The following is a 24386-nucleotide window of genomic DNA, read 5'->3' as shown; positions in this document are numbered from 1 at the left end:
CCGGGGGCCCGGACGGCCGGGCCCTCCCGCACCCGGCCTCTCGTGCGGGGCTCTAGAAGGGGTACGGGGCGACGTCTGCGCGTACCGTCGTCCAGCGCAGTTCGGTGAAGGCCTCCAGGTTGGCCTCGCCGCCGAAGCGGGCGCCGGTGCCGGATGCGGCGACCCCGCCGAAGGGCGCCACGGCCTCGTCGTTCACCGTCTGGTCGTTGATGTGGACGATGCCGGTCGGGATGCGCTCGGCGAGGTCGAGGCCGCGGGCCGGGTCCCTGGTGACGATGCCCAGGGAGAGGCCGTACGGGCTCTGCGCGGCCAGGGCCGCCGCCTCGTCGGGCGTGGTGAAGGAGCGGACGGGCGCGACCGGGCCGAAGACCTCCTCCGTGTACGCGGGGGTGCGGTCGTCGACGTGGGCGAGGACCGTCGGCCGGTAGAAGAGCCTGTCGTGGGTGCCGCCGGCGGCGAGCTTCGCGCCCGCGGCCGTGCTGGCCTCGACCAGACCGCTGATCTTGCCGAGCTGGCCGGAGTCGATGATGGGGCCCAGGTGGACCTGGTCCCGGTGCGGGTCGCCGACGGCGAGAGAGTCGGCCTTGGCGGCCAGGCGCTCGACGTACTCGTCGTAGAGGGACGCGTGCACCAGATGGCGTCCGGTGGTCATGCAGATCTGGCCCTGGTGGAAGAACGAGCCCCAGGCGGCCGTGGAGATCACCGCGTCGAGATCGGCGTCCTCCAGCACGATCATGGCCGAGTTGCCGCCCAGTTCCAGGTGGGCCCGCTTGAGGTGACGGCCCGCGGCCTCGCCCACGGCGCGTCCGGCGGCGGTGGAGCCGGTGAAGGAGATGATCGGCACACGGGGGTCGGCGACCAGGGCCTGTCCGGCGTCCGGGCCTCCGGGCAGCACGTGCAGCAGGTCCTCCGGCAGGCCCGCGGCGGCGAAGACGGCGGCGAGGGACAGTCCTCCGCAGACGGCCGTGCGCGGGTCCGGCTTCAGCAGGACCGCGTTGCCCAGCGCCAGGGCCGGTGCGACGGAGCGGATGGACAGGATCAGGGGGGCGTTGAACGGCGAGATCACGCCGACCACGCCGGCCGGCACGCGGCGCGTGTACGAAAGGCGCGGCGCCTCGCTGGGCAGCACCTGTCCGGCCGGGCGGGAGGCGAGCGCGGCGGCCTCGTAGCACTCCTGGGCTGCGACATGCAGCTCGAAGTCGGCCTTGCCGGGCACGGAACCCGATTCGCGGACGAGCCATTCGCGCAGTTCGGCGGCGTGCTCGGTGAAGAGGTCGCCGGCCTTGCGGAGCACGGCGGCACGGGCGAAGTGCGGGGTGTGCGCCCAGGCGGTCTGGGCGGTGGCGGCCCGCCCGGCGGCGGCTTCGACGTCCTCGGGGCCGGCGAGGGCGAGAGTGCCGAGGGCTTGGCCGGTGGCGGGCTCGGTGACGGTGTACCCGGGTCCCGCGAGGCTGCGGGGCTGCCAGGTTTTCGTGTCGAGCAACGGCATGACGGCTCTCCGATCGATCGGTCACCGGCTGACGGGCGAGCGGAATTCCCGTGCGTGCGCGGCCGGTTCGGCGGTCACATGGCGGAACGCGCCGAGCGGGCGCGACGGTGCGCGCCGCGGCCCGCGCAGGAACGCGTCCCCGTTTTGTTGAGCATGCAACATCCTATGCCCTGCCGCGCCCGCAGACCGGACCGTCCTCCGATTGCCGCGTGGCGTCCGGCGTCCGACCGGTGCCGTCCGGCGTCCGGCGGTGCCGTCCGGCGTCCGGCCACCGCCGTCCGCCGATTGTGGATCGGCGGACGGCGCTCGCCCGCTGCCGGAGGGCGTCCAGCGCCGGCCCTCTGCCGGACGGCGGCCGGCGCCTGACGACCGGCACCTGCGATCCGGCGGAACGACGTGGCCGCCGGGTCAGCTCGATTCGCGGTGCAGCACCGTCGCCCCCAGCACCTTGTGCGCCTCGGGCTCGGTGGCGGGATTGCGAACCGCCCGGTCCACCAGTTCGGCGAGTTCACGTCCGGACGGCAGCCGCAGGCGGACCGTGCTGAGCCGGGGCCGCAGCAGCCGCCCGAGCATCAGGTCGTCGGCCCCGATCACGGCCGTCTCCTCGGGGATGCGGATGCCCTCGTCCAGCAGGGCCCGCATCAGCAGCATCGCGTACTCGTCGTTGTAGGTGAACACGGCGTCCAGGCCGAGTGTGCGCCAGCGGGCGGCGAGGAGCGCCGCGGCCTGCTCGTCGTAGGCGAGGGGCAGTTCGGTCACGGTGGCGTCCGTGCCGCGCACCGACTGGCGGACGCCGTCGAGGCGGGGTGCGGAGAACGCCTCGAGTCCGGACTCCTGCGGGACGACGACGCCGATCCGGCGTCTGCCGCGGTCGTAGAGGTGGGCGCCCGCGCTGTGTCCGACCACGTCGTGGTCCATGAGCAGCGCGTGCGCGCCCTCGATGGTCTCGGGGCCGAGGGTGACCACGGCCCGCGCCCCCGATCGCTTGAGCACCGCCACCCCGCGCGGGCCCAGCCCGGAGCCGGGCACGAGCACGGCCACCGGCCGCAACTCGGCCCAGGCGCGGGCGGCTTCGTCGCCGTGCGGGCCACCGGTGCCGTGCTGCACGACGGTGTAGTCCAGGGCGGCGAGCGATCCCTGGAGGTCGGTGAGGAACCGGCTGTAGAGCGGGCCGACGGGGAAGGTCGGCGCCGGGATCAGGACCATGCGGCTGTGCCCGGCGCGCAGACTGCGGGCCGCGGCGTGGGGAACGTACCCCAGCTCCTTCGCGGCCTCGTGCACGCGACGGCGGGTGGGTTCGCTGATCCGTACGGCACTGGTGTTGTTGAGGACGTAGGAGACGGTCGCGCGCGAGACGCCGGCCAGGCGGGCCACATCGGCGCTCGTGGGCACGGAGCGCGACGGTGCGGGGGACGGGGGCGCGGGCGTTTTCGGTATCTGCACCATGACGTACGGCATCTTGGCAGAAGCCCCAATGCGGCCGTCCGGCGGGGGAGTTGTGAGAAACCCGTGAGCGCTCACGGGGTACGGCGGGCGCCTAACGGCAGGCGGTGCCCGCACCCGTCACCCGGTCGACCAGGTCGACCCACGCGGCCTCCAGCCGGGCCAGGGGCACCTGGCACTGCCTGGTCAGGTGGTGGATCAGGGCCGGGTCCAGCTGGCCCATCAGCGCGTGGGAGAGGAGATCGCAGTCCGCGTCGGGGGCGGCCTGGCGCAGCAGCATCTCGATGTGGTGCCGCAGTACGCGGCGGGCCGGGACCACGAAGCGGCGGTGTGCGCCGGGTTCGGCCGCCAGCTGCAGATCCAGCTCGTCGGCGGAGCGGCGCAGCATCGCGCAGCCGAACGCCCGCAGCCGCTCCACGGGCGGCGCTCCGGGTCCGAGCGGCGGCGGGCCGCCGAGGAAGGCGGCCTGGAACTTCTTCTCGGAGTGGTCGAGCAGCGCCGTCAGCAGGCCCGTGCGGTCGCCGAACCTGCGGAAGACCGTGCCCTTGCCGACGCAGGCCTCGGCGGCCACGGCCTCCATGGTGACGGCCTCGGCGCCGCGCTCCGCCACCAGCCGCCCCGCGGCCTCCAGCAGCCTGGCGCGGTTGCGCGCGGCGTCCGCCCGCAGGCACGGCTCGTCGCCCTCCAGTGCGGTGCCGAGCTGCAGCAGCTCGGGGTGGGCGACGGGCTCCTGGGGCGTCGAGGAGGGGGGCGGGGCGGTGGACATGAAGCCAGCGTAAAGCATCGGGAACAAAACTGGACCGCGGTCCGGTTAGGATGCTAGAACATTAAACGGACTCCGGTCCGGATGCCATCAGTCCTCAGAGCAGCGCCTCAGATGTGGGAGTCAGCATGTCCGTTCGTATCCTCGCCCTCGTCGGCAGCCTCCGTGCCGGTTCGCACAACCGCCAGCTCGCCGAGGCGGCCGTCAAGCTCGCCCCCGAAGGTGCCGAGGTGAACCTCTTCGAGGGTCTGGCCGAGATTCCCTTCTACAACGAGGACATCGACGTGGAGGGTAGCGTCCCGGCCGCCGCCGCGCGGCTGCGTGAGGCCGCGAACGCCGCCGACGGCCTGATCCTGTTCACCCCCGAGTACAACGGCACCATCCCGGCCGTGCTGAAGAACGCCATCGACTGGCTGTCCCGCCCGTACGGTGCCGGTGCCCTCAGCGGCAAGCCGGTCGCCGTGGTCGGCACCGCGTTCGGCCAGTACGGCGGTGTCTGGGCGCACGACGAGACCCGCAAGTCCGTGGGTGTGGCCGGTGGCAAGGTCCTGGAGGACGTCAAGCTGTCCATCCCCGGCTCGATGACCCGCTTCGCCGAGACGCACCCGGCCGACGACGCCGAGGTCGCCGAGCAGCTGACCGAGGTCATCGCCCGTCTGCACGGTCACGCCTCGGAGCCCGCCGCGGCCTGACGCCTCACCTCGCGCCCATGCAGGGGCCGGGGCCGGAAACGGCCCCGGCCCCTGCGGCACGTCGGCGGGCAGCCACCCCTTCAGACCGGCTGGGGCTCACGTTCAGGGCGGTGGATCGGCCTGACCGAGCCGGTGAGCGGCTCCCCCGTGCCGCCGTGCCGTGCCGCGATGATCTCCGCCGCGATCGACACGGCGGTCTCCTCGGGCGTACGGGCCCCCAGGTCCAGTCCGATCGGAGACCTGAGCCGGGCCAGCTCGCGCTCGCTCACGCCCGCCTCCCGCAGCCGCCGTTCGCGGTCCTCGTGGGTCCGGCGGGAGCCCATGGCGCCGACGTAGGCGACGGGCAGCCGCAGCGCCTCCGCCAGCAGGGGGACGTCGAACTTCGCGTCGTGGGTCAGGACGCACAGCACCGTTCGCCCGTCGGTCCTCGTGCGCCGCAGATAGCGGTCGGGCCAGTCGACGACGATCTCGTCGGCCTCGGGAAAGCGGGCCCGGGTCGCGAAGACGGGCCGGGCGTCACACACGGTGACGTGGTAGCCGAGGAACTTCCCCGCCCGGGCCAGGGCCGCCGCGAAGTCGATCGCACCGAAGACGATCATGCGGGGCGCAGGGGCGGCCGACTCGACGAACAGCGTGAGACCGCCTGGGCAGTGCGACCCGTCCTCGGAGAGTTCCACCGCGCCGGTGCGCCCGGTGGCGAGCAGGGCGCGGGCCCGGTCGAGCGCGGCACGGTCCAGGTCCGGGGCGCCGCCGAGACCGCCGGCGTACGAGCCGTCGGGACGGACCAGCAGCGCCCGGCCGAGGAGGCCGGACGGGCCGCGGGCCACCCGGGCCAGGGCCACGGGCTCCTCCCGGACGACGGCCGCCAGGGCGGCCGTCTCTGCCGGGCGACCGCCCCGGAACGGGGTGATCATGACGTCGATCGTTCCGCCGCAGGTCAGTCCCACCGCGAACGCGTCCTCGTCGCTGTAGCCGAACCGCTCCACCACGGTCTCGCCGTCCTGGAGGGCCTGGAGGCACAGGTCGTACACCGCTCCTTCCACGCAGCCTCCCGAGACCGAACCGACGGCCGTGCCGTCGCCGCACACGGCGAGTGCGGCGCCGGGAGGGCGCGGGGCACTGCCGCCGACGGCGACCACCGTGGCGACGGCGAACTCCCGGCCCTCCTCGATCCACCCGTGCAGGGGCCCTGCGAGATCAAGCATCGCCGCCCGCCAGCACGCGATCGGGCCGGATCGGAAGGTTCCGGTGGCGTACGCCGGTCGCGTGCCACACGGCGTTGGCGACCGCCGCGGCCGCGCCCACGATGCCGACCTCGCCGATGCCCTTGATGCCCACCGGGTCGTCGGGGTCGTGGTCGTCGACCCAGTCGGCCTCGATGTGCGGTACGTCCGCGTGCGCGGCGACGTGGTACCCGGCGAGGTCGGCGCCGTAGAGGCCGCCGCTCGCCCGGTCGCGGACGGCTTCCTCGTGCAGGGCCATGGAGATGCCCCAGGTCATGCCGCCGACGAACTGGTTGCGGGCGGTGAGCGGGTTCACGATCCGGCCGCCCGCGAAGATGCCCAGCATGCGGCGGACGCGGACCTCCCCCGTCGCGGGGTCGACGGCGACCTCGGCGAACTGGGCCCCGAAGGCGTGCCGCTCCTTCCGGGCGAGGGCACCGAGGGCTTCGGCCGTGTCCGACCGTACGGTGACGCCCTCCGGCGGGATGTCCGCGCCCGGCGGGAGGCTGCGGCGCAGTTCCTGGGCGGCCGCCGTGACGGCCCAGCCCCAGGAGCGGGTGCCGGCCGAACCGCCGGCGATCGACGCGGCGCCGAGGTCACTGTCCCCGATCCGCACCCGGACACGGTCCGCGGGCACCTCCAGCGCGTCCGCGGCGATCATGGTGAGCGCGGTCCTGGCGCCGGTGCCGATGTCCGCGGCGTTGATCCGCACCGTGAAGGTGCCGTCGGTCTCCGCGGTCAGGGCGGCCGTGGACGGCATGGCCAGCGTCGGGAAGGATGCGGCGGCGGTACCCGTGCCGAGCAGCCAGCGGCCCTCCCGGCGCACGCCGGGCCGCGGATCCCGCCCGTCCCAGCCGAACCTGCGGGCGCCCTCCCGGAAACAGGCGATCAGGTTGCGGCTGCCGAACGGCAGCCCGGACACCGGGCCGACCGCGGGCTCGTTGCGGACCCGCAGCTCGATCGGGTCGATGCCGCACCGCTCGGCGAGCTCGTCGAGTGCCGACTCCAGCGCGAACGAGCCCGGCGCCTCACCCGGAGCGCGCATCCAGGTCGGGGTGGGGACGTCGAGTTTCACCAGCCGGATGGTGGTGTGATGGGCGTCGGCGGCGTACATCGACCGGCTCGCCGCGGCGCTCGGCTCGACGAAGTCGTGCACGGTCGAGGTCTGGTTCAGCGACCGGTGCTCCAGGGCACGAAGCCGCCCGTCCGCGTCGGCACCGAGCCTGACGCGCTGGGCGGTGGGGCTGCGGTGGCCGGCGAGGGAGAACATCTGCCGGCGGGTCAGGACGACCCGTACGGGGCGCTGCAGCACGGTCGCGGCCATCACGGCGGCCACCTGGTGCGCCCGGGTGCCCTTGCTGCCGAACCCGCCGCCGACGTGTTCGGAGCGGACCCGCACGGAGGCCGGGTCGAGGGAGAAGAGGTTCGCGAGCTCGTGGGCGACCCAGCCGGTGCCCTGGTTGGAGTCGACGACCTCCAGCCGGCCGCCCTCCCACCGGGCCGCAGCCGCGTGCGGCTCCATCGGGTTGTGGTGCTCCTCCGGAGTGGTGTACTCCGCGTCCACCACGACGGCGGAACCCGCCAGTTCGGCCTCCAGGTCGCCCTTTTCCACCACGGCCGGCATGTGCCCGTCGAGCGGGTAGGCCTCGGACTCGCGCCGCGCGGAGAACGCGACGTCGTGCGACTCCCGGTCGTAGCGCACCACGAGGGCCGCGGCGGCCTCCCGGGCCTGCTCGGACGTCTCGGCGACGACCAGGGCCACCGGCCAGCCCATGTGCGGCACCCGGTCGTGCTGGAAGATGCCGGTGCTCGGGTCCGGCGCGACGCCCATGATGCCGGTGAAGGCGGTGTGGACGCGCGGGGCGTTGCCGTGGTGGAGCACGGTCAGGACGCCGGGCATCGCGAGCACGGCGTCGGTGTCCAGGGCGCGGACGCGGCCGCGGGCCACGGTCGACAGCACGAGCCAGCCCTGGGCGAGGTTCGCGAAGGGGATCTCCCCGGCGTAGCGGGCCGCGCCGGTGACCTTGTCGCGGCCTTCGACGCGGGTGTGCGCGGTGCCGGCGCCGGCCCGGGTGCTGGTGCCGGCGTTGCCCCGGGTGGCCGTGGTCATCGGGCGGCCTCCTCGGCGAGTTCGCTCAGCACGGCCACGACGAGGTTGCGCATCAGGGTCACCTTGTATCCGTTGTGGGGCAGGGGCCGGGCGGCCGCCAGTTCGGCGTCCGCGGCGGCGGCGAAGTGCTCCGCGTCGGCCGGGCCTCCGGTCAGCGCGCGTTCGGCCGTGCGGGCGCGCCAGGGGCGGGAGGCGACCGCGCCGAACGCCAGGCGCACGTCGCGGACACGGCCGTCCCGTACGTCGAGCGCGGCGGCCACGGAGCCGATGGCGAAGGCGTACGAGGCCCGCTCGCGCACCTTGCGGTAGCGGGAGTTGGCCGCTGTGTCGTCGGCCGGGAGGGTCACGCCGGTGATGAGCGCACCCGGCGGCAGGGCTGTCTCCAGGTGCGGGGTCTCCCCCACCGGCAGGTAGAACTCGGCGAGCGGCAACTCGCCCGCACCGGCGGCCGTTTCGTACGAGACGCGCGCGTCGAGGGCGGTCAGGGCCACGCCCATGTCGGAGGGGTGGGTGGCCACGCAGTGACCGGAGGCGCCCAGGACGGCGTGGTTGTGGTGCTCGCCCGCGATCGCGGGGCAGCCGCTGCCGGGATCACGCTTGTTGCAGGGGGAGGTGACGTCGGCGAAATAGCCGCAGCGGGTGCGCTGGAGGAGGTTGCCGCCGACGGTGGCCATGTTGCGCAACTGCCCGGAGGCTCCGGCCAGCACGGCCTGCGCGAGGGCCGGGTAGCGGCGGCGGACCTCGGGGTGGGCGGCGAGGTCGCTGTTGGTGACGGTCGCCCCGATGCGCAGCCCGCCGTCCTCGGCCGGCTCGACGCGGTTCAGGGGCAGTTCGCGTACGTCGACGAGCCGGGCGGGCCGTTCGACGCCGGTCTTCATCAGGTCGACGAGGTTGGTGCCGCCGCCCAGGAAGCGGGCTTCCCCGTCGCCGTCGAGCAGCGCCAGGGCGCCGGAGACGTCGTACGCGCGCCGGTAGCCGAACTCCCTCATGCCACAGCCCCCTTGGTCTCTTCGGCGGCCCGGGAAACGGCCTGGACGATCGACACGTAGGCGCCGCAGCGGCACAGGTTGCCGCTCATGCGCTCGCGGATCTCCTCCGGGGTCAGTGGCGGTGGTCCCGCCTCGGGCCGGACGTCGCCGGTGACCGCGCTCGGCCAGCCGGCCGCGTGCTCCTCGATCACGGCGATGGCCGAGCAGATCTGACCCGGTGTGCAGTAGCCGCACTGGAACCCGTCCAGGTCGAGGAACGCCTGCTGCACGGGGTGCAGTCGCCCGCCCTCGGCCACGCCTTCGATGGTGGTGACCTCGCGCCCCTCCGCGGCCACGGCGAGCTGGAGGCAGGCCAGGCTGCGGCGGCCGTCGAGCAGGACCGTGCAGGCACCGCACTGGCCCTGGTCGCAGCCCTTCTTGGTGCCCGTCATGTCGAGTCGTTCGCGCAGGGCGTCGAGCAGGGTGGTGCGGTGGTCGACGGTCAGCGTGTACTTCTCGCCGTTGACGGACAGGGTGAGGTCGCTGGACGTCGATGGGGGCATGGAAGCCTTCTCTCTCACATCGCCGGGCAAGGGGGGCGGGGGCGCTGCGGGTGGTGGTGCCGGTCCGCGACCGGGCGGGACGCGGCGTGCCCGCGCGCGGAGTAACCGGCACGGGCTGCCCGCACGGGTGGCCCGCCGCTACGATGAAACAAGCGGACACTTGTCCGCTACTCGGGAAACGTAACGGACAGCTGTCCGCTTAGCAAGGTCCGGTTCCGGCCACGGCCCGCGAGGAGTACGAGTGCGGCAGAAGAAGGACGCCCCCCTGCGCTCGGACGCGCTCCGCAACCGCGAGCGCATCCTGGAAGTGGCGCTGGAGGAACTGACACGTTCGGCGGACGTCCCGCTGAGCGCGATCGCCAAGAAGGCGGGCGTCGGGCAGGGCACCTTCTACCGCCACTTCCCCACCCGCGAGGCACTCGTCCTGGAGGTCTACCGGCACGAGATGCAGCAGGTCGCCGGCACCGCGGCGCCGCTGCTGGAGAGCCGGGAGCCCGACCGGGCGCTGCGTGAGTGGCTGGACCGGCTGGCGCGGTTCGCCCTGGCCAAGGCGGGCCTGGCCGACGCGCTCCGCCAGGCCACCAGCGCACCGGGACAGCCGGAGAAGCCCCGGCACACCCCGGTGACCGAGGCGGCCGAACTGCTGCTCCGGGCCGCGGAGAAGGCCGGCACCATCCGCCCGGGCATCACCGCGGACGACCTCTTCCTCGTCATCGGCGGGCTCTGGACGCTGCCCCCCGGCACCGACTGGCAGCCCCGCGCCACCCGTCTGCTGGATTTCGTCATGGACGGGCTGCGCGTGGGAGCGCCCGGGAGGTGAGGCGCGAGGCGCGAGGCCTTCGGCGGGCAGGCTTCGGGATACGCACCCGCCGGGCCCGGGGCGGACCCCGGACGTGACGTGTCCGGACCGCCCGCACGGGGGTGCCTCCCGGTCAGGTGCCTCCCGGTCAGGGGCAGTCGTACGTGAAGCCGGTGGTGACCGTGCGCGGGGTCCCGGAGAGGATGCGCAGTTCGGCCCGGGCCGTCCGGTGTCCCGGGCCCTGGAAGGTCCAGCGCAGGTGAAGGCGTGCGTGCCGCTGTCCCCGGGTCAGCCCTTCCTTCAGTACGCCCGAGGCGGTGCCGTCGCTCCGGATCCAGCGGTAGGACAACGTGCCCGGGCGGCCGTTGGTGGTGACCTGGGCGACGAGGTCCGCGGTGCCGTCGCAGCCCAGGGACCCCGGCCGGGCCGTGACCGTCACCGTGCTCACCGCCAGGGGCGGCCCGAGGCGCTGCCAGGCGAGGAACGCGAGGACGCAGAGCAGTACCAGCGCGGGGAGGGCGTGCCTGCGCAGCCGTCGCTGCCGGGGCGCGGGAGGCGGCGGGACGGCGGGAAGGGTCCGGTGGGTGCGCTGGTGAACGGCGGCGGTCACTCCCGGGCCGAAGCGCAGCACGGCTCCTTCGACCCGGTCGGGGGGCGCCGGCCGGACAGGCGCCTTCTCCGTCACCGCCTGTTCCGCGAGGGTCTCGTCGTCTCCGGGCCGCTGGACCCAGTGGCCGGCGAGGACGGTGGCGCTGTACTCCGCGTCGGCTCCGAGCGTCGGGTTCCGGCCGGCGGGGGACCCCGGCGCCTCGGACCGTTCACCGGCGTGACCGAGCACCGCGGTCCGCTCACCGGCGGGACCGATCACCCTCGTCTGCTCGCCGGCGGGACCCCGCACCGTCGTCTGCTCGCCCGCAGGGCCGAGCACCTCCGTCCGCTCGCCCGCAGAACCCAGCACCACCGTCCGCTCGCCGGCGGGACCGAGCACCGTCGTCTGCTCGCCCGCAGAACCCAGCACCTCCATCCGCTCGCCCGCAGAACCCAGCACCTCCATCCGCTCGCCCGCAGAACCCAGCACCACCGTCCGCTCGCCCGCAGGGCCGAGCACCTCCGTCCGCTCGTCGTCGGTCGTCGGTGCGGCGGTGCGGTCGTCGTCGTGTGCGGTCATCGCAGGTCGCACCGCCTGGTCAGGAGTTGCTGCGAGGCGCCGCCGTCGGCGGCGGCCGGGGTGGTGGTGGCCTGCATCGTCCAGTAGCAGCCGAGGTTCCGGAAGGTGTGGTCGACGCCGAGCGTGTACTGGGTGGCGCCGCTGCGCTCGAAGGTCTGGGACGTGCCGTCCGCCGTGCCCGGCTGTCCCGCGATGTCGCCCGTGAACCAGGAGACGGTGATGGAGACCGGGCCGGTGCCGTCCGTGGTGATGCCGAGGGTCGCCGTTGCGGTCGTGGGGCCGGTCTGCCGGAAGGCCGTCACGGTGACGTCCTTGACGGCGGCACCGGTGGGCGGCGCAGGGGCCGTGGTCGTCGGCGTCGTCGCGGTGGGGGGTGCGGTGGTCGTCGCGGCGGGAGCGGTCGTCGGCTCGCCGCCGGGCGGGGCGGCCGAGGCCGTCGGCGCACCGGTGCCGGTGGTCGCCGGGTCCGATGCCGGCACGGTGGGGGACGGCGACTGTGCGGCCGAGGCCGTGGAAGAGGCGGACGGGGAGGAGGCGGCCGGGGCGGCGGACGCCGTCGGGCCCGCCCCGGACCCGGCGCTGGTGGTGGCCAGGGCCTGCGCCGACCGCTGCGCCGCGGTCCCGGGGTCGAACGGAAGCCCGTACGTCAGGAGCGCACCGAGCAGCACGGCGGCGGCGGACACGAGCAGTCCGGGGCGGCCGGGCAGCCACGGGTGGGCCCGGCCGGGGTTCGGTGTCCGGCTCAGCACCGTGCGAGCGGTGTCCGTGGTGCTCCGGGGTGCCGTGCGGGCCGAGGGAAGGAGCAGCGGCAGCAGGGCCACCAGCGCGGCGAGCCGTCCCCGGCCGCGTTCCTCCCAGTCGGTGCCGTAGGCGGCACCGGCGAGCGACTCCAGTTCGGTGACGAAGGCCTCGGCCTGCGCGGGGCGTTCCGCCGGGTCCTTGGCCAGACCGCGCCGCACCAGCTCCCGCACCGGGTCGGGAACCTCCTCGGCGGGGACGGGCGCGTCGAGGTGCCGCAGCGCGAGCTCAGCGAGGTTGTCGCCGTCGTACGGCTTGTGCCCCGTCAGGCACTCGAAGAAGGTGGCCGTGGCCGCGTAGACGTCGGAGGCGGGCGAGGCGGGTGCGCCGGTCCACTGCTCGGGGGCCATGTAGGAGGGGGTTCCCGCCACACCGGCGCTGGTGCCCGCGTCCACGGCGATGCCGAAGTCGACGAGTTTGGAGTACCCGTCCGGCCCGACCAGGACGTTCTCCGGCTTGTAGTCGCGGTGGACGACACCGAGGTGGTGCGCGTCGGCCAGACCGAGCAGCGATCCCTTGAGGACGACGAGCGCGGCCTCCGGAGCGAGGGGGCCCTCCTGCCGGAGCAGCGTGCGCAGCGGGAGGCCGTCGACCAGCTCCATCACGATGGCGGCGCCGTCCGGGCTCTCCACGTACTCGTACAGCCGGGCGACATGAGGGCTCCCCAGGCCGCCGAGCAGTCGTGCCTCGGCCCGGAAGCCGCTTACGAACCCGGCCCGGGTGCGCAGCGACTCGCTGAGGTACTTCACGGCGACCGGCACACCGGTCTCCTCGTGCACGGCGAGGACCACCCGGCCGCCGGCCCCTGCCCCGAGTTCGAGCGACTCGGTGTACCCGGGCACCGCCCATGTGTTCATCTCAGCCCCCCAAGGCGGCCGCTCCCCAGCGGCCGGACACGCTCGGAGACACATTTTTCGGCCACTTCTGTTGCGTGGCCAGAAGCATGCGTGAGGCGTGCCCGGACCGTGACACAGGCGCGGTCGCATCTCCGAGGACCGCGCACCGGTGGCGCCCGGTCAGGTCGGGCGCACGTTCGCCGCCGGGCCGGGTACGCCGAGCAGGAGCAGCGTCACGTCGTCGTCGGAGGTGTCGGTGTCCGCGATGAGGGTCCTGACCAAGCGGCCCGCCGCCTGATCAAGGGTGTCCGGGTCGTCCACGGGAGCGCCCTTCAGGGCGATGTCGACGGTGCGGACGAGGACGTCGACCTGCGCCTCGATGTCGGTGCCGGGCCTTTCGACCAGCCCGTCGGTGTAGAGCACGAGTGCGCTGCCCGGCGGCAGCGGCCGGGTCGCCTCCTCGAACGGCACCCCGTGTCCCGCGTCGTTGACGCCCAGCGGCACGCCGACGGGTGAGGCCAGCCGGCAGGCCGGCGCGTCGGGCGGCAGGGCGATGACGGGCAGGTGTCCCGCCGAGCAGAGGGTGACCTCGTGCCTGCCCTGGTCCAGGACCAGGTAGACGCAGGTCACCAGCTGGTCCGCCAGGTCGCCGACGAACGTGTCGAGTGCCCTCATCAGCCCGCTGGGCGTGGCACCCGTACGGGCCAGGGCGTGGGAGGCGGCGCGCAGTTGCCCCATGACGGCCGCGGCCTCCAGCCCCCGGCCCATCACGTCGCCGATGAGGACGCCCGTGCGGCGCTCGTCGAGGGGGATGACGTCGAACCAGTCGCCACCCACTCCGGGGTCCTGCACGGACGCCAGGTACCGGTAGGCGCACGGCAGGTGCGCCAGACGGGGCGGCTCCCCCATGAGGCTGTGCTGCAGGGTGTAGGCGATGCGCCGCTGCTGCTCGTAACGCTCGGCGCGTTCGGCCTCCAGCCGTCTGCGCTCGGTGATGTCCCGGACGGTCAGGACCACCAGGGTCTCCTGCTCGGAGCGCAGGCTGCTGACGCTCACCTCGACGGGGAACTCCGAGCCGTCGCCGCGCAACCCGAACAGGTCCGTGTCCGCGACCGTCGGCTTCGGCGCCCGCAGGCGGAAGTACGCGTCCAGGAGGGCTCCGTGCCGCCGGCGCCGGGAGGCCGGCACCAGGCCGATCACGTCGGTGCCGACGAGGTCGCCCGGCACGCGTCCGAACAACCGCTGGACCTGCGGGTTGGCCATGAGGACGGTGCCGTCGCCGTCCGTGATCAGGGTGGCGTCGGGGGCGGACTCCAGCAGTGCGAGGAACCGCCGGTGCGAGCGTTGGACCTCGCGCTGCGCCGCGACCCGCTCGGTGATGTCGGTGACGACACCGCACAGGGCGTAGGGCGTGCCGGAGGCGTCCTTGAGCGGGAACAGGGTGGAGAGGAACTCCCTCGGGCCGCCCGGCAGGGCGAGCCGTTCCTCTCGCTGCACGGGCCTGCCCTCCGCCAGCATCGCGAGGTCGGCGGCTCGCGCCTGGCGCGCGAGACCGGAGGGCATGACGTCGTCGTCCCGGCGGCCGAGGACCTGGTCCCGGGGCAGGTTCAGACTCTGCTCGAACGTCGTGTTGACGGCCAGGAAGCGGCCGTCCAGGTCCTTGATGAACACCACCGCGGGCGTGTGGTCCATGAAGGCCTGCAGCAGTGCGTTCTGGCGGACCTGCCACTCGAGTCGGCCGTGTGCCACCTCGACACGACGGCCCACGGCCAGGGTCGCGAAGATCACCGCCGTGAACACGGCAACGTGGCCGCAGACGAGCAGCGCGGTGCCCAGCCGCGACCCGAACACCCCCTCGTCCTCGCCTGCCAGGGTGGCCAGGCCCAGCAGCGGTGGCACGATCACGACGGTGACGAACAGCCAGCGTCCCAGCGCGCCCGTCGTCCCCGCGTTCAGCAGCAGTCCCGCGCAGCCCTCTCCCGGACGGGCCAGGAAGAGCGCCGTCCCCAGCAGCGCCAGCGCCACGGCGGTGTGCAGGGCCATGCCCGAGTACGGGCCGAACTGCTCCAGTTGGGGCACCGCGTAGGCGGCCCCGTACAGCCTGAGCATGCCGAGAGCGCCGACGGCCAGTCCCAGGATCTGACTCACCCAGGCGGGCACCCGGCTCACCCCGGCACACAGGGAACCCGCCCCCGCGGCTATCAGCGCCGCGGTCGTGTTCGGCGCCATCCGTCCCGGCGGCCCCGTCCCCTGGTGGACGGTGTCGTCGACGAAGAGGAGCTCGTCGATCCCCAGGCCCCTCCCGGTCGCGTATTCCGCGAGGGTGAGGGCGCCGAGCAGGGCGACCAGGACCGCCGCGACGCGCGAGACAGCGAGCGTCGCCGGGCGGGCCCCACCCCGGACGACCACGTACAGGGAAAAGCCGAGCGCCGTGAGGGCCACGGCCGTGTTGGCCTTCATCGCCACCGCGATGCCGGGCAGCACTTCCTTCAGGACATCGGCCCCCGAGATCCATCCGATGAGGCCCACCAGGCCCAGCAGACCGGCCGACAAGGCCGCGGCCCTGGCCACCCGGTGCGCGGCGGCGAGAGCGCGCGGGTGGAACGGCAGCCCGTCGACCTGCTCCGCACTGTCCGCGCCAGGCGGCCCGGGTGTCTGCTGGTCCCTCGTCACCGCATTCTCATCCCTGCCGGATGACTACCAAACCGCATCAATCAGCCTAAGTAATAGGAAAGGGTATAGCTGAGACGGGCGACGGGCCGGGTGAGGTGGCCGGGCTTCGCGAGGCGGTTGGGTCCTGTGAGGCGCGTGGGCGGTGGGAGGTCTCGTCGTCGCCGCGGTCCGCCGCCCGGGGGGTGCGGGGCTCCGAGTCCTGTGAGGTGACCGGACTGGGCAGGGGGAGCGTCTTGTGCTGTGCCGAGCCCCGGGTGGCGCCACTCGTGCCGGCCGAGCGGGTTCGGCAGGTCGCTACCCTGACCACCGAGGCCGGCGGCAGGTACGCGCGGTCGCTGCCGTGCGGCCCTGCGCGGCATGGACCTCACCGGGGTGGTCGTCCGCCCGGTCGACGGGACGCTCGCCCCTGCCCCGTCGCCCGACCGCCTGGCACCACCCGCCGTACGGCGGGCAGTTTCCGCCGCCCGGCGGCGTCCCCGGACGGGGCCCGCGGTCCGACCATGGCTGCACGAGCCGCCGTGACCTCGCGTGAGGAGACACCATGACGCACGTTCCGCCCCCGTTCGACCCCGAACTCGCCGCCGCCCTGGAGCTGATCAAGGACGTGATCAGCCCGGGGCTGACCCTCGACGAGATCGCCGAGGTGCGGCAGGGGCCGGGCATCCGGCTGCTGGCCGAGCTGGACCTGACGGTGGGCGGGACCTTCGAGGTGGAGGACCGGCAGGTGCCGGGGCCGCGGGGCGAGCCGGACATCTCGCTGCTGATCTGCCGCCCGGCGGCGCCGGAGACCGCCGGGCCGCGCCCCGTGATCTACCACGTGCACGGTGGGGGCATGGTCATCGGGAACAACCGGGTCGGCGTCGACGTACCCCTGGCGTGGGCGCAGGTGCTGGACGCGGTCGTGGTGTCCGTGGAGTACCGGCTGGCTCCGGAGCATCCGCACCCCGCGCCGGTCGAGGACGTCTACGCCGGGCTGCTGTGGACGGCGGACCACGCCGCCGAACTCGGCGCGGACCCCGAGCGGATCGTCATCGGGGGCGCGAGTGCCGGCGGCGGGCTGTGCGCGGCGCTTGCCCTGCTCGCCCGGGACCGCAAGGGGCCGCAGCCGATCGGACAGGTGCTGATGTGCCCGATGCTCGACGACCGCAACGACACGCCCTCGGCCCATCAGATGGCGGGCCTCGGAGTGTGGGACCGCACCGCCAACGAGACCGGCTGGAGCGCGCTGCTCGGCTCGCGCCGCGGCGGCCCCGACGTGCCGGCGTACGCGGCACCGGCCCGGGCCGAGGACCTGACGGGGCTGCCTCCCGCGTTCCTCGACGTGGGCTCGGCGGAGACGTTCCGCGACGAGGTCGTCGACTACGCCTCGCGCATCTGGCAGGCCGGCGGGGTGGCCGAGCTGCACGTGTGGCCGGGCGGCTTCCATGGCTTCGACGGCTTCGCCCCGCAGGCGGCGGTGTCACAGGCGGCGCGGGGAGCACAGGTCGCCTGGCTGCGGAGACTGCTGGGGGTGTGAGGGGAAGGCGGGGCGGCGAGCCCGACGAAGCCGGTCGCATGCCGATCATCAGCAAAAGGCCGCATGCTGAGATCGCCTGGAGCGCGAAGGGCTGAGCACCGCGAACCCGGCGCCCGCCCTCTCACTCCGGCCGGCCGCGAAGGGCCACCGCGTGCGGAGGCCATCGGGAGCACGAAGAGCTGAGCACCGCGAACCAGGCGCAAACCCTCGCACTCCGGCCGGCCGCAAAAGCCGCCGTGTGCCGCACCATGGGCCTATGAAAGAGCTGGCCGGGCGACTGACCGCCCTCGACCCGGATGCCGGTGCGGCGGTCCGGGTCATCGCCTACTTCGACCGCCTGGCCGAGTCCAGAGCGGGGGTGGAGGCGCTCGTGCGCGGCGCCGCGGTCCTGGCCGGCTGTCCGGCGCGGCTGGTGGATCCGGAACGGCGTGTGCACGTGCGGGTGGAGGCCGACGGCACCCGGCGTGACGGGCAGGCCCCACCGGACCCGGCCTGGCCCTGTGCACGGCTGAGCCCCGACAGCGCGGCGATGCTGTGGCTGGAGCGGGATGCGGCCGATGCCGGGACCGTGGTGACCGCTGCGAAAGGACTCGGAGCGGGACATGCCCGGCCCGTCCCCGAGAACGCCGAGGCGCGGCATGCGGCGGTCGCCCCCAGTGTCGTCGACGCCGTGATCCTGGAACGGGCCGCCGGTGCCGTACGGCTCGTCCTCGACCGCACGCGCGGCCGGGCCCCGGCCGACGATCCGGCGCTGGTCGAGACCCTCCTCGACGCCACAGCCCCCGAACAGGCCCGGCTCCTCGCCGCCCGGCGGCTCGGCCTGGACCTCACCGCCCATGCGCGGGCGCTCGCCCCGCTGAACGGCCGGCCCCGGGTGATACCGGCCGACGCGGGGACCGTTGCGCACGCAGGCCGTCCGTCCGCGGAGGGCACCGACCGGCCCGGGGCCGGCCTCACGGGCCCGGCAGCCGTGCGGACCACACACGGTCCCCGCGAAGGCGCAGGGGGACACCCCCCCGCAGCTCGCCCCGGCTCGCCTGCCCCGGCTGCTCCTCCTTCCGCCGCACCGGCCCCGACCACTCCTCGTCCCGCCACCCCGACCGCAACCACTCCGCGCCCCGCCACCCCGGACCCGACCGCTGCACGCCCCGCCACCCCGGCCACAACCGCTGCACGCCCCGCCACCCCGGCCACAACCGCTGCACGCCCCGCCACCCCGGACCCAACCGCTCCGCGCCCCGCCACCCCGGACCCAACCGCTGCACGCCCCGCCACCCCGGACCCGACCGCTCCGCGCCCCGGGGCCGACTCGTCCGCGTCCCCCGCCGGTCCCCATCCCGCTCCCGCCCCTCGCCACACCGCTCCCGCCAACCTCCACCCCGCGCCCGCCGGCCTCCGTTCCTCTCCCCCGGACCCCCGCCTCCCCGCCGGGCGCCTCGGTGTCGGGCCCGCCGTGCCCGTGCTGGAGCTGCCGAGGTCCTGGGCCGAGGCCCGTACCGCGCTGCGGTTCACCGCCGAGGACACCCCGCAGGATCCCGGGCCGTCGGTCGTCCGCGCCGACGAGCTGGGCGGGATCGCCCTCCTCGCCGATCTCGTCGCGCCGGGTTCCGAGCCGCCGGAGGACGTCCGTGCCCTGGAGAGCGCCGCCGCGACCGCCCCCTGGCTGCCGCTCACCCTGCACGCGGTCGCGTCCACGTCGAGCCTGCGGGCGGCCGCCGCCGAGATCAACGTCCACCACTCCACGCTCCAGGAACGCCTGGCCCAGGCCGAACAGGTCCTCGGCTGGCCGGTGCGCACACCGCAGGGACGGCTCCGCCTGCACCTCGCCCTCACGATGCGCCGCCTGGCCCGGCCATGACCCGCCTCGCACGCAGGAAAAGCCGCACGTCAGCTACACCGCCGGGCTCCGAAACCGTCCGTCGGCGTGATCCGGATCGCGTCGGTGGCCCGCCCTCCCGCTCTCCTCCTGCGGCAGACTGTCCGAGCGCCCTCCGTACACGATTCGGGAGCTTGAGGCATGAGCGTGCAGCGGTACCCCCTGGCCGGGGTCACGGTGGTCAGTCTGGAGCAGGCCGTGGCCGCGCCCTACGCCACCCGGCAGCTCGCCGACCTCGGGGCCCGGGTGATCAAGGTGGAGCGGCCGGGCGGCGGCGACTTCGCCCGCCGCTACGACACGACCGTGCACGGGCACTCCAGCTATTTCGTCTGGCTCAACCGCTCCAAGGAGTCCCTCACCCTCGACCTGAAGGACCCCCGCGGTCACGAGATCCTGCACGACCTGCTCGACGGCGCCGACGTCTTCGTGCAGAACCTCGCCCCGGGCGCCGCCGCCCGGCTCGGTCTCGACGCCGCCGCGGTCACCAGCCGCCGTCCGAACCTGATTCCGTGCACGATCTCCGGCTACGGCACGACCGGCCCCTGGTCCGACCGCAAGGCCTACGACCTGCTCGTGCAGTGCCAGACCGGGCTGGTGTCGCTGACCGGCACCCCCGAGGGAACCGCCCGGACCGGGATCTCGGTCGCCGACATCGCCGCCGGGATGTACGCCTACAGCGGCGTCCTCACGGCCCTGTACACCCGTGCCATGACCGGCGAGGCCCACCCCGTGGAGGTGTCGCTGTTCGAGGCGCTCGCGGAGTGGATGGGCCAGCCCGCCTACTACACCCGGCACGGCGGTACCCAGCCCCCGCGCCTGGGCACCCAGCACGCCACCATCGCGCCCTACGGGACGTACACCGCCGCCGACGGCAAGGACGTGCTGTTCTCCATCCAGAACGAGCGGGAATGGGCGGCGCTGTGCGCCGAGTTCCTCGGCCGTCCGGAGCTGGTCGACGATCCGCGGTTCGCCACCGGCTCCGACCGTGTCGCCCACCGCGAGGAGCTCAACGCCGTCGTCGTCGAGCGGTGCGCCCGCTCCGGGTCCGGCGAGCTTCTCAAGGACCTGGAGCGCATCGGCATCGCCTGCGCCGGGGTCAACGACGTGGCCGGCTTCCTGGACCACCCCGTGCTGGCCGCCCGCGGCCGCTGGAGCGAGGTCGAGGTGCCGGGCGCCACCGTGGAGGCGCTGCTCCCGCCCGCCGACCTCGCCGGTCTGCCCGCGCGCATGGACCCCGTGCCGGCGGTGGGCGAGCACACCGAGGCGATCCTCGCCGAACTGGGCCGCACCGACGAGGAGGTGGCGGCCCTGCGTACGGACGGGGTCGTCTGACGGCAGCTCCTCGCCCGTCGTCCGGCAGGACTGCCCCGTCGTCCGGCAGGAGCCTGCCCCGCCGTCTAGCGGGTCTCCGCGGCAGGCTCTCCCGCCGTCCCGGCCTGCCGCTTCGACGCGCGCAGGCTCGTGAACGTCGTGACCGCCAGGACCAGCACGATGAAGCCCAGCGAGAACGGGATGCCGATCTCGGGGACGTGGACGCCCGACTCGTGCAGCGCGTGCAGCACCAGCTTCACGCCGATGAAGCCGAGGATGATCGACAGGCCGTAGGAGAGGTGCACCAGCCGCTTCAGCAGGCCGCCGATGAGGAAGTACAGCTGGCGCAGCCCCATCAGGGCGAAGGCGTTCGCGGTGAACACGATGTACGGGTCCTGCGTCAGGCCGTAGATGGCCGGGATGGAGTCCAGGGCGAACAGCACGTCGGTGGAGCCGATCGCGAGCATCACGACCAGCATCGGGGTCATGATCCGCTTGCCGTTCTCGGTGATGAACAGCTTCGTGCCGTGATAGCGGTCGGCCACGCCGAAGCGCTGCTCCGCCATCTTCAGCAGCTTGTTCTCCTGGTACTCCTCGTCGTGGTCCTGCTTGCGGGCGTCCTGGACCAGCTTCCAGGCGGTCCAGATCAGGAACGCACCGAAGAGGTAGAACACCCAGGAGAAGGCGGAGATGATCGCCGCCCCGGCCGCGATGAACACCGCCCGCAGCACCAGGGCCACCAGGACGCCGATCATCAGCACCCGCTGCTGGTACTGCGACGGCACCGCGAACTTGCCCATGATCAGCACGAACACGAAGAGGTTGTCGACGCTGAGCGACTTCTCGGTGATGTACCCGGCGAAGAACTCGCCCGTGGGCCCGCTCCCACCCGCGAACCACAGCCCCGCGCCGAACAGCACGGCAAGGACGACCCACACCACCGTCCATGTCCCGGCTTCCCTGATGGACACGTCGTGCGGCTTGCGGCCGACGAAGAAGTCGACGGCGACGAGCACGCAGAGCGCGGCCACGGTCAGCAGCCACACGGACGGCGAGACGTTCACTTGTTACTCCTGATGCAGGTGTGGGGAGGGGACATCCTTGTCCGGTGTGGCTGGTTCTCGCCACCCCTGCCAGGTGAACAACAGGTCAAAGCTGCACGTGCAGCGCTTCCATCACGTCCTCGTCCGTCAGCTGGTCGAAGTCCTCGTACCACAGGCCCACGGCCATGAACGCGGCAGGCCGGTGCAGGCAGATCACCTCGTCGGCCTCGGCGCGCATCGACTCGGCGCCCTCCGGGGAGCAGACGGGCGCGGCCAGCAGGACCCGCGCGGGCGCCTGACGGCGCACGAAGCGCAGCGCGGCCCGGGCCGTGGAGCCGGTCGCCAAGCCGTCGTCGACGACGATCACGGTCCGTCCGCGCAGGTCCGGTGCCGGCCGGCCCTGCCGGTACAGCCGTTCGCGGCGCCGCAGTTCGGCGCGCTCCCGCTCGATGACGGGGGCGAGGGCCGCCTCGCCGATACCGAGGTGGCGCAGGGCGTCCTCGTCGAGGAGCGGCACCTCGTCCCCGGCCATCGCGCCGACGCCGAGCTCCTCCTGGTGGGGCGCGCCGATCTTCCGTACGACGAGCACGTCGAGCGGGGCGTCCAGCGCGGCGGCGACCTCTCGCGCCACGGCGACCCCGCCCCGGGGCAGGGCGAGGACGAGGGGGTAGGGCAGATCTCCCGCGCGCTGCCGGGTGCGCAGTGTTTCGGCCAGTTCCCCGCCGGCCTGCCTGCGATCACGGAACCGCATGACGGTCACCTCTGCTTCCCACACGAATGAGGCCCCGGCCCGTCCGGCTGCCGCGTACCCCCGCGTCCGCCGGACGATGCGCGCCTTCCGGACCCGGCGGTCATCGGCCCGGGGCCGTCCCGAGCTGCTGGTCGCACCACTGACGGGCAGTGGCGGTGACATGGTCGAGTGCGCCGGGTTCCTCGAAGAGGTGCGTGGCGCCGGGCACCACGTGGAGGGTGTGCGGGGCGGGCAGTCGCCCGGCCGCCTCCTCGTTGAGCCGCAGCACGTGTGTGTCCCGGCCGCCCACGATGAGCAGCACCGGGACGCGAACGGCGTCCAGGGCGTCGCCCGCCAGATCGGGCCGTCCGCCGCGCGTGACGACCGCCGTCACCCGGTCGGGGCGTTGCGCGGCGGCGACCAGGGCCGCGCCCGCGCCGGTGCTGGCGCCGAACAGGACGGCGGGGAGGCCCGAGGTGCCGGGATCCCGCGCCAGCCAGTCCAGGGCTGCCACCAGCCGGCGACCCAGCAGAGGGATGTCGAAGCGGAGTTCTGCGGTGACGGCGTCCCGGCGTTCCTCGTCCTCGGTGAGCAGGTCGACGAGAAGGGTGCCGAGCCCCGCGGTACGCAGGCCGGCGGCGACCTCGCGGTTGCGGGGGCTGTGCCGCGAGCTGCCGCTGCCGTGGGCGAAGAGCACGACCGCGCGGGCGTCCGGCGGCACGGTCAGATCACCGGTGAGGCCCGCGCCGCCGGCGGGCAGGGTGACCGTCCGGGAGATCATCGTCAGCCTCCTCTCCCCCGCTCCCTCGCTTCCCCGTTGTACCCACGCCAGGCCGGACGTCCCATGGCGCGATCTGTGGGATGCGTGTCGTTGACGCCGTACCGCGCACCGCTGGAGCGTGAGGGGTGTGACCGATCGCCGTATCGTCTTCGTCGTCTTCGACGGCTTCCAGCCCCTCGACCTCACCGGCCCGCACGAGGTGTTCCACAGCGCGGGCGGGTACGTCTGCGAGGTCGTGGGGAGCCGGGCGGGGCCGGTCCGGTCGGTCAGCGGGCTGGACGGCTTGTGCACCGGCACGTTCCTGCTGCACGCGGCCGGATCCGCCAGAGGGCGCCGGGTATCCCTTACGACCCGGCCCCGCCGTACCTCGCGGACGAGCCGGTCTGATCCACCTGTGCGGCGCCGGGCCGCATGGGTGGGCCGGCCTCGGGCAGGCGATGTTCATGGGCGGTGACACGGGCGACGGCGGGCAAGGGCGGCAGCCGGGTGAGTGCGGACACCGAGCGGTGCCGCATCCCGGCGACATCCGGATCGAGGCGTGGGCGGCGTGCAGAGAGCACTGTCTGGCGGAGGCCGTCCTGGCGATGGTGGAGTGCTTCGCCGACGTCTCCCGGGTGCGGCCCACCGCCGTGGACCGGGTCCGTCTGCCCGAGGCCAGCGACGACGACCTGCTCGCCGCGCTGCTCGACGAGATCATCTTCCGCCTGGAGGAGTACGGCCAGGTGCCCGTGGACGTGGAGGCGGACGAGGCCGACGGCGGCCTGGACGTACGCCTGGCGGTCACCGGCCTCTCCGCCGTGGAGATCACGGGCGCGGTCCCCACGGCGGTGGCCTGGGAGACGCTGCGGATCGGACCGGACCCGTACGGGTGGTCATGTGCGGTGAGGGTCGACGCCTGACCCGGCGGACGGGCCGCGCCCGGCGTGGAGGGGTGGACGGCGTGGTCGTGACGCTGTTCCCGTGCGGGCCCGCGCGTTCCTCCCTCTGCCGTCTCGTTCCGGCTCGCCCGGGCGGGTACCGGGGGAATCGGCCCCGAACCGTGTGCTCCGGAGCCCCCGGGGGTACCCCGTGGCCCATGACCGGCATCGAACTCAGCAGCAACGCGTTCAACGACCACTCCTTCATCGCGCGCCGGCACGCGTACGAGGGACCCAACGTCTCTCCGCCGCTGACCTGGAGCGGCGTACCGGACGACGCGGCGGAACTGGTCCTGCTGTGCGAGGACCCGGACGCCCCGTCGGGCACCTTCGCGCACTGGGTGGTGGTCGGCATCGACCCGCACAGCGACGGCGTCGAGGCCGGGCACGTCCCACCGGGCGGCACGGAACTCGTCAACGGCTACGGCCAGCACGGCTGGGGCGGCCCGCATCCCCCGCCGGGGGACGACGCCCACCACTACCACTTCCGGCTCTACGCCCTGTCCGAGCCGTGTGTCCTGCCCGACGCGCCGCGCGCGGACCAGGTGCACGAGGAGGCCGACAAGCGCCGCCTCGCGGACGGGACGCTGGTGGGGCTCTACCAGCGCTGAGCCTTGCACCCCCGTACCGCCGCGTCACAACGGTCGGTTGTGGCGGGGGCGCCGGGTGGTTGTTTGCCCGGCGCTT

20 protein-coding genes and 2 pseudogenes are annotated in these 24386 nt (G+C 74.0%); 9 read left to right on the top strand and 13 right to left on the bottom strand.

Annotated elements, in window-relative coordinates; all coding sequences use genetic code 11:
• Positions 1-52 precede the first annotated feature (52 nt).
• The 3 genes from ACFCXS_RS16980 to ACFCXS_RS16970 form a co-directional block, all read right to left on the bottom strand.
• Entirely contained in the window at positions 53-1489 is a 1437-nt protein-coding gene (locus ACFCXS_RS16980) for a benzaldehyde dehydrogenase (protein ID WP_376644116.1), read from the bottom strand.
• 408 nt (positions 1490-1897) lie between these two features.
• Positions 1898-2947 carry a LacI family DNA-binding transcriptional regulator gene (locus tag ACFCXS_RS16975; protein ID WP_376644115.1) on the bottom strand — a complete coding sequence of 350 codons (1050 nt, stop codon included), beginning with the start codon at positions 2945-2947 and terminating at the stop codon, positions 1898-1900.
• Positions 2948-3026: 79 nt separating this feature from the next.
• Positions 3027-3698, bottom strand: a complete 672-nt coding sequence (locus ACFCXS_RS16970) for a TetR/AcrR family transcriptional regulator (RefSeq protein WP_376644114.1) — start codon at positions 3696-3698, stop codon at positions 3027-3029.
• Positions 3699-3823: 125 nt separating this feature from the next.
• On the opposite strand from ACFCXS_RS16970, the gene ACFCXS_RS16965 reads away from it, so the two are divergent.
• Complete coding sequence (locus ACFCXS_RS16965; protein WP_030851110.1) at positions 3824-4387, top strand: NAD(P)H-dependent oxidoreductase; 564 nt, start codon at positions 3824-3826, stop codon at positions 4385-4387.
• Positions 4388-4467: 80 nt separating this feature from the next.
• On the opposite strand, the gene ACFCXS_RS16960 is transcribed toward ACFCXS_RS16965, so the two are convergent.
• From ACFCXS_RS16960 to ACFCXS_RS16945, 4 genes are read right to left on the bottom strand one after another with little or no spacing between them, the layout of a single operon-like run.
• The gene (locus tag ACFCXS_RS16960; protein WP_376644113.1) at positions 4468-5592 is read right to left on the bottom strand and encodes an XdhC family protein; all 1125 of its coding nucleotides are present in this window, start codon (positions 5590-5592) and stop codon (positions 4468-4470) included.
• Positions 5585-7720: a xanthine dehydrogenase family protein molybdopterin-binding subunit gene (locus tag ACFCXS_RS16955; RefSeq protein ID WP_376644112.1), complete on the bottom strand. Its 2136-nt coding sequence runs from the start codon at positions 7718-7720 to the stop codon at positions 5585-5587. Before ACFCXS_RS16955 ends, ACFCXS_RS16960 begins: the two co-directional genes overlap by 8 nt.
• Positions 7717-8709: an FAD binding domain-containing protein gene (locus tag ACFCXS_RS16950; protein ID WP_376644111.1), complete on the bottom strand. Its 993-nt coding sequence runs from the start codon at positions 8707-8709 to the stop codon at positions 7717-7719. Before ACFCXS_RS16950 ends, ACFCXS_RS16955 begins: the two co-directional genes overlap by 4 nt.
• Complete coding sequence (locus tag ACFCXS_RS16945; RefSeq protein ID WP_376644110.1) at positions 8706-9251, bottom strand: (2Fe-2S)-binding protein; 546 nt, start codon at positions 9249-9251, stop codon at positions 8706-8708. Before ACFCXS_RS16945 ends, ACFCXS_RS16950 begins: the two co-directional genes overlap by 4 nt.
• 241 nt (positions 9252-9492) lie before the next feature.
• On the opposite strand from ACFCXS_RS16945, the gene ACFCXS_RS16940 reads away from it, so the two are divergent.
• Positions 9493-10071, top strand: a complete 579-nt coding sequence (locus ACFCXS_RS16940; RefSeq protein ID WP_376644109.1) for a TetR/AcrR family transcriptional regulator — start codon at positions 9493-9495, stop codon at positions 10069-10071.
• A 127-nt stretch (positions 10072-10198) separates the two neighbouring features.
• On the opposite strand, the gene ACFCXS_RS16935 is transcribed toward ACFCXS_RS16940, so the two are convergent.
• From ACFCXS_RS16935 to ACFCXS_RS16925, 3 genes are all read right to left on the bottom strand, one after another.
• The gene (locus ACFCXS_RS16935) at positions 10199-11218 is read right to left on the bottom strand and encodes a hypothetical protein (protein ID WP_376644108.1); all 1020 of its coding nucleotides are present in this window, start codon (positions 11216-11218) and stop codon (positions 10199-10201) included.
• Positions 11215-12873, bottom strand: coding sequence for a serine/threonine-protein kinase (locus ACFCXS_RS16930; protein ID WP_376644107.1), 1659 nt, complete (start codon positions 12871-12873; stop codon positions 11215-11217). The genes ACFCXS_RS16935 and ACFCXS_RS16930 overlap by 4 nt, the downstream gene beginning before the upstream one ends.
• 159 nt (positions 12874-13032) lie before the next feature.
• On the bottom strand, positions 13033-15525 hold the full coding sequence (locus tag ACFCXS_RS16925) for a SpoIIE family protein phosphatase (RefSeq protein WP_376644106.1): 2493 nt from the start codon (positions 15523-15525) through the stop codon (positions 13033-13035).
• Between the two features lie 339 nt (positions 15526-15864).
• Here ACFCXS_RS16925 and ACFCXS_RS16920 point away from each other — a divergent pair.
• The 5 genes and pseudogenes from ACFCXS_RS16920 to ACFCXS_RS16900 all read left to right on the top strand — a co-directional run.
• Positions 15865-16047: pseudogene (locus ACFCXS_RS16920) on the top strand (hypothetical protein); the annotation flags it as partial.
• A gap of 19 nt (positions 16048-16066) precedes the next feature.
• Entirely contained in the window at positions 16067-17041 is a 975-nt protein-coding gene (locus tag ACFCXS_RS16915; RefSeq protein ID WP_376644105.1) for an alpha/beta hydrolase, read from the top strand.
• 256 nt (positions 17042-17297) lie between these two features.
• Positions 17298-18155 (top strand): annotated as a pseudogene (locus ACFCXS_RS16910) (hypothetical protein); the annotation flags it as partial.
• A 339-nt stretch (positions 18156-18494) separates the two neighbouring features.
• Positions 18495-18899 carry a helix-turn-helix domain-containing protein gene (locus ACFCXS_RS16905; RefSeq protein ID WP_376644250.1) on the top strand — a complete coding sequence of 135 codons (405 nt, stop codon included), beginning with the start codon at positions 18495-18497 and terminating at the stop codon, positions 18897-18899.
• A 159-nt stretch (positions 18900-19058) separates the two neighbouring features.
• A complete protein-coding gene (locus ACFCXS_RS16900; protein WP_376644104.1) occupies positions 19059-20249 on the top strand; it encodes a CaiB/BaiF CoA transferase family protein in 1191 nt (396 codons plus the stop codon).
• Positions 20250-20314: 65 nt separating this feature from the next.
• Here the strand turns inward: ACFCXS_RS16900 and ACFCXS_RS16895 are convergent, their stop codons facing one another.
• From ACFCXS_RS16895 to ACFCXS_RS16885, 3 genes are all read right to left on the bottom strand, one after another.
• Positions 20315-21292 carry a TerC family protein gene (locus ACFCXS_RS16895; RefSeq protein ID WP_376644103.1) on the bottom strand — a complete coding sequence of 326 codons (978 nt, stop codon included), beginning with the start codon at positions 21290-21292 and terminating at the stop codon, positions 20315-20317.
• 85 nt (positions 21293-21377) lie between these two features.
• Complete coding sequence (locus ACFCXS_RS16890; RefSeq protein WP_376644102.1) at positions 21378-22022, bottom strand: phosphoribosyltransferase; 645 nt, start codon at positions 22020-22022, stop codon at positions 21378-21380.
• A gap of 100 nt (positions 22023-22122) precedes the next feature.
• Positions 22123-22782: a dienelactone hydrolase family protein gene (locus tag ACFCXS_RS16885; RefSeq protein WP_376644101.1), complete on the bottom strand. Its 660-nt coding sequence runs from the start codon at positions 22780-22782 to the stop codon at positions 22123-22125.
• A 443-nt stretch (positions 22783-23225) separates the two neighbouring features.
• Between ACFCXS_RS16885 and ACFCXS_RS16880 the strand changes: the two genes are divergently transcribed.
• Both ACFCXS_RS16880 and ACFCXS_RS16875 read left to right on the top strand, forming a co-directional pair.
• On the top strand, positions 23226-23681 hold the full coding sequence (locus ACFCXS_RS16880; RefSeq protein WP_376644100.1) for an archease: 456 nt from the start codon (positions 23226-23228) through the stop codon (positions 23679-23681).
• Between the two features lie 176 nt (positions 23682-23857).
• Positions 23858-24310: a YbhB/YbcL family Raf kinase inhibitor-like protein gene (locus ACFCXS_RS16875; protein WP_376644099.1), complete on the top strand. Its 453-nt coding sequence runs from the start codon at positions 23858-23860 to the stop codon at positions 24308-24310.
• Positions 24311-24386 lie beyond the last annotated feature (76 nt).

This window comes from Streptomyces sp. NPDC056373 (genome assembly GCF_042262425.1).
In the GTDB taxonomy this organism is placed as follows: domain Bacteria; phylum Actinomycetota; class Actinomycetes; order Streptomycetales; family Streptomycetaceae; genus Streptomyces.
The sequence above is the reverse complement of the archived record's forward strand: the minus strand, read 5'-3'. Positions and strand labels throughout refer to the sequence as shown.

Coding starts and splice junctions, on each gene's coding strand:
- ACFCXS_RS16980 (WP_376644116.1), bottom strand. CDS start 1,489: ATGCCGTTGCTCGACACGAAAACCTGGCAGCCCCGCAGCCTCGCGGGA.
- ACFCXS_RS16975 (WP_376644115.1), bottom strand. CDS start 2,947: ATGCCGTACGTCATGGTGCAGATACCGAAAACGCCCGCGCCCCCGTCC.
- ACFCXS_RS16970 (WP_376644114.1), bottom strand. CDS start 3,698: ATGTCCACCGCCCCGCCCCCCTCCTCGACGCCCCAGGAGCCCGTCGCC.
- ACFCXS_RS16965 (WP_030851110.1), top strand. CDS start 3,824: ATGTCCGTTCGTATCCTCGCCCTCGTCGGCAGCCTCCGTGCCGGTTCG.
- ACFCXS_RS16960 (WP_376644113.1), bottom strand. CDS start 5,592: ATGCTTGATCTCGCAGGGCCCCTGCACGGGTGGATCGAGGAGGGCCGG.
- ACFCXS_RS16955 (WP_376644112.1), bottom strand. CDS start 7,720: ATGACCACGGCCACCCGGGGCAACGCCGGCACCAGCACCCGGGCCGGC.
- ACFCXS_RS16950 (WP_376644111.1), bottom strand. CDS start 8,709: ATGAGGGAGTTCGGCTACCGGCGCGCGTACGACGTCTCCGGCGCCCTG.
- ACFCXS_RS16945 (WP_376644110.1), bottom strand. CDS start 9,251: ATGCCCCCATCGACGTCCAGCGACCTCACCCTGTCCGTCAACGGCGAG.
- ACFCXS_RS16935 (WP_376644108.1), bottom strand. CDS start 11,218: ATGACCGCACACGACGACGACCGCACCGCCGCACCGACGACCGACGAC.
- ACFCXS_RS16930 (WP_376644107.1), bottom strand. CDS start 12,873: ATGAACACATGGGCGGTGCCCGGGTACACCGAGTCGCTCGAACTCGGG.
- ACFCXS_RS16915 (WP_376644105.1), top strand. CDS start 16,067: ATGACGCACGTTCCGCCCCCGTTCGACCCCGAACTCGCCGCCGCCCTG.
- ACFCXS_RS16900 (WP_376644104.1), top strand. CDS start 19,059: ATGAGCGTGCAGCGGTACCCCCTGGCCGGGGTCACGGTGGTCAGTCTG.
- ACFCXS_RS16890 (WP_376644102.1), bottom strand. CDS start 22,022: ATGCGGTTCCGTGATCGCAGGCAGGCCGGCGGGGAACTGGCCGAAACA.
- ACFCXS_RS16885 (WP_376644101.1), bottom strand. CDS start 22,782: ATGATCTCCCGGACGGTCACCCTGCCCGCCGGCGGCGCGGGCCTCACC.
- ACFCXS_RS16880 (WP_376644100.1), top strand. CDS start 23,226: ATGGGCGGTGACACGGGCGACGGCGGGCAAGGGCGGCAGCCGGGTGAG.
- ACFCXS_RS16875 (WP_376644099.1), top strand. CDS start 23,858: ATGACCGGCATCGAACTCAGCAGCAACGCGTTCAACGACCACTCCTTC.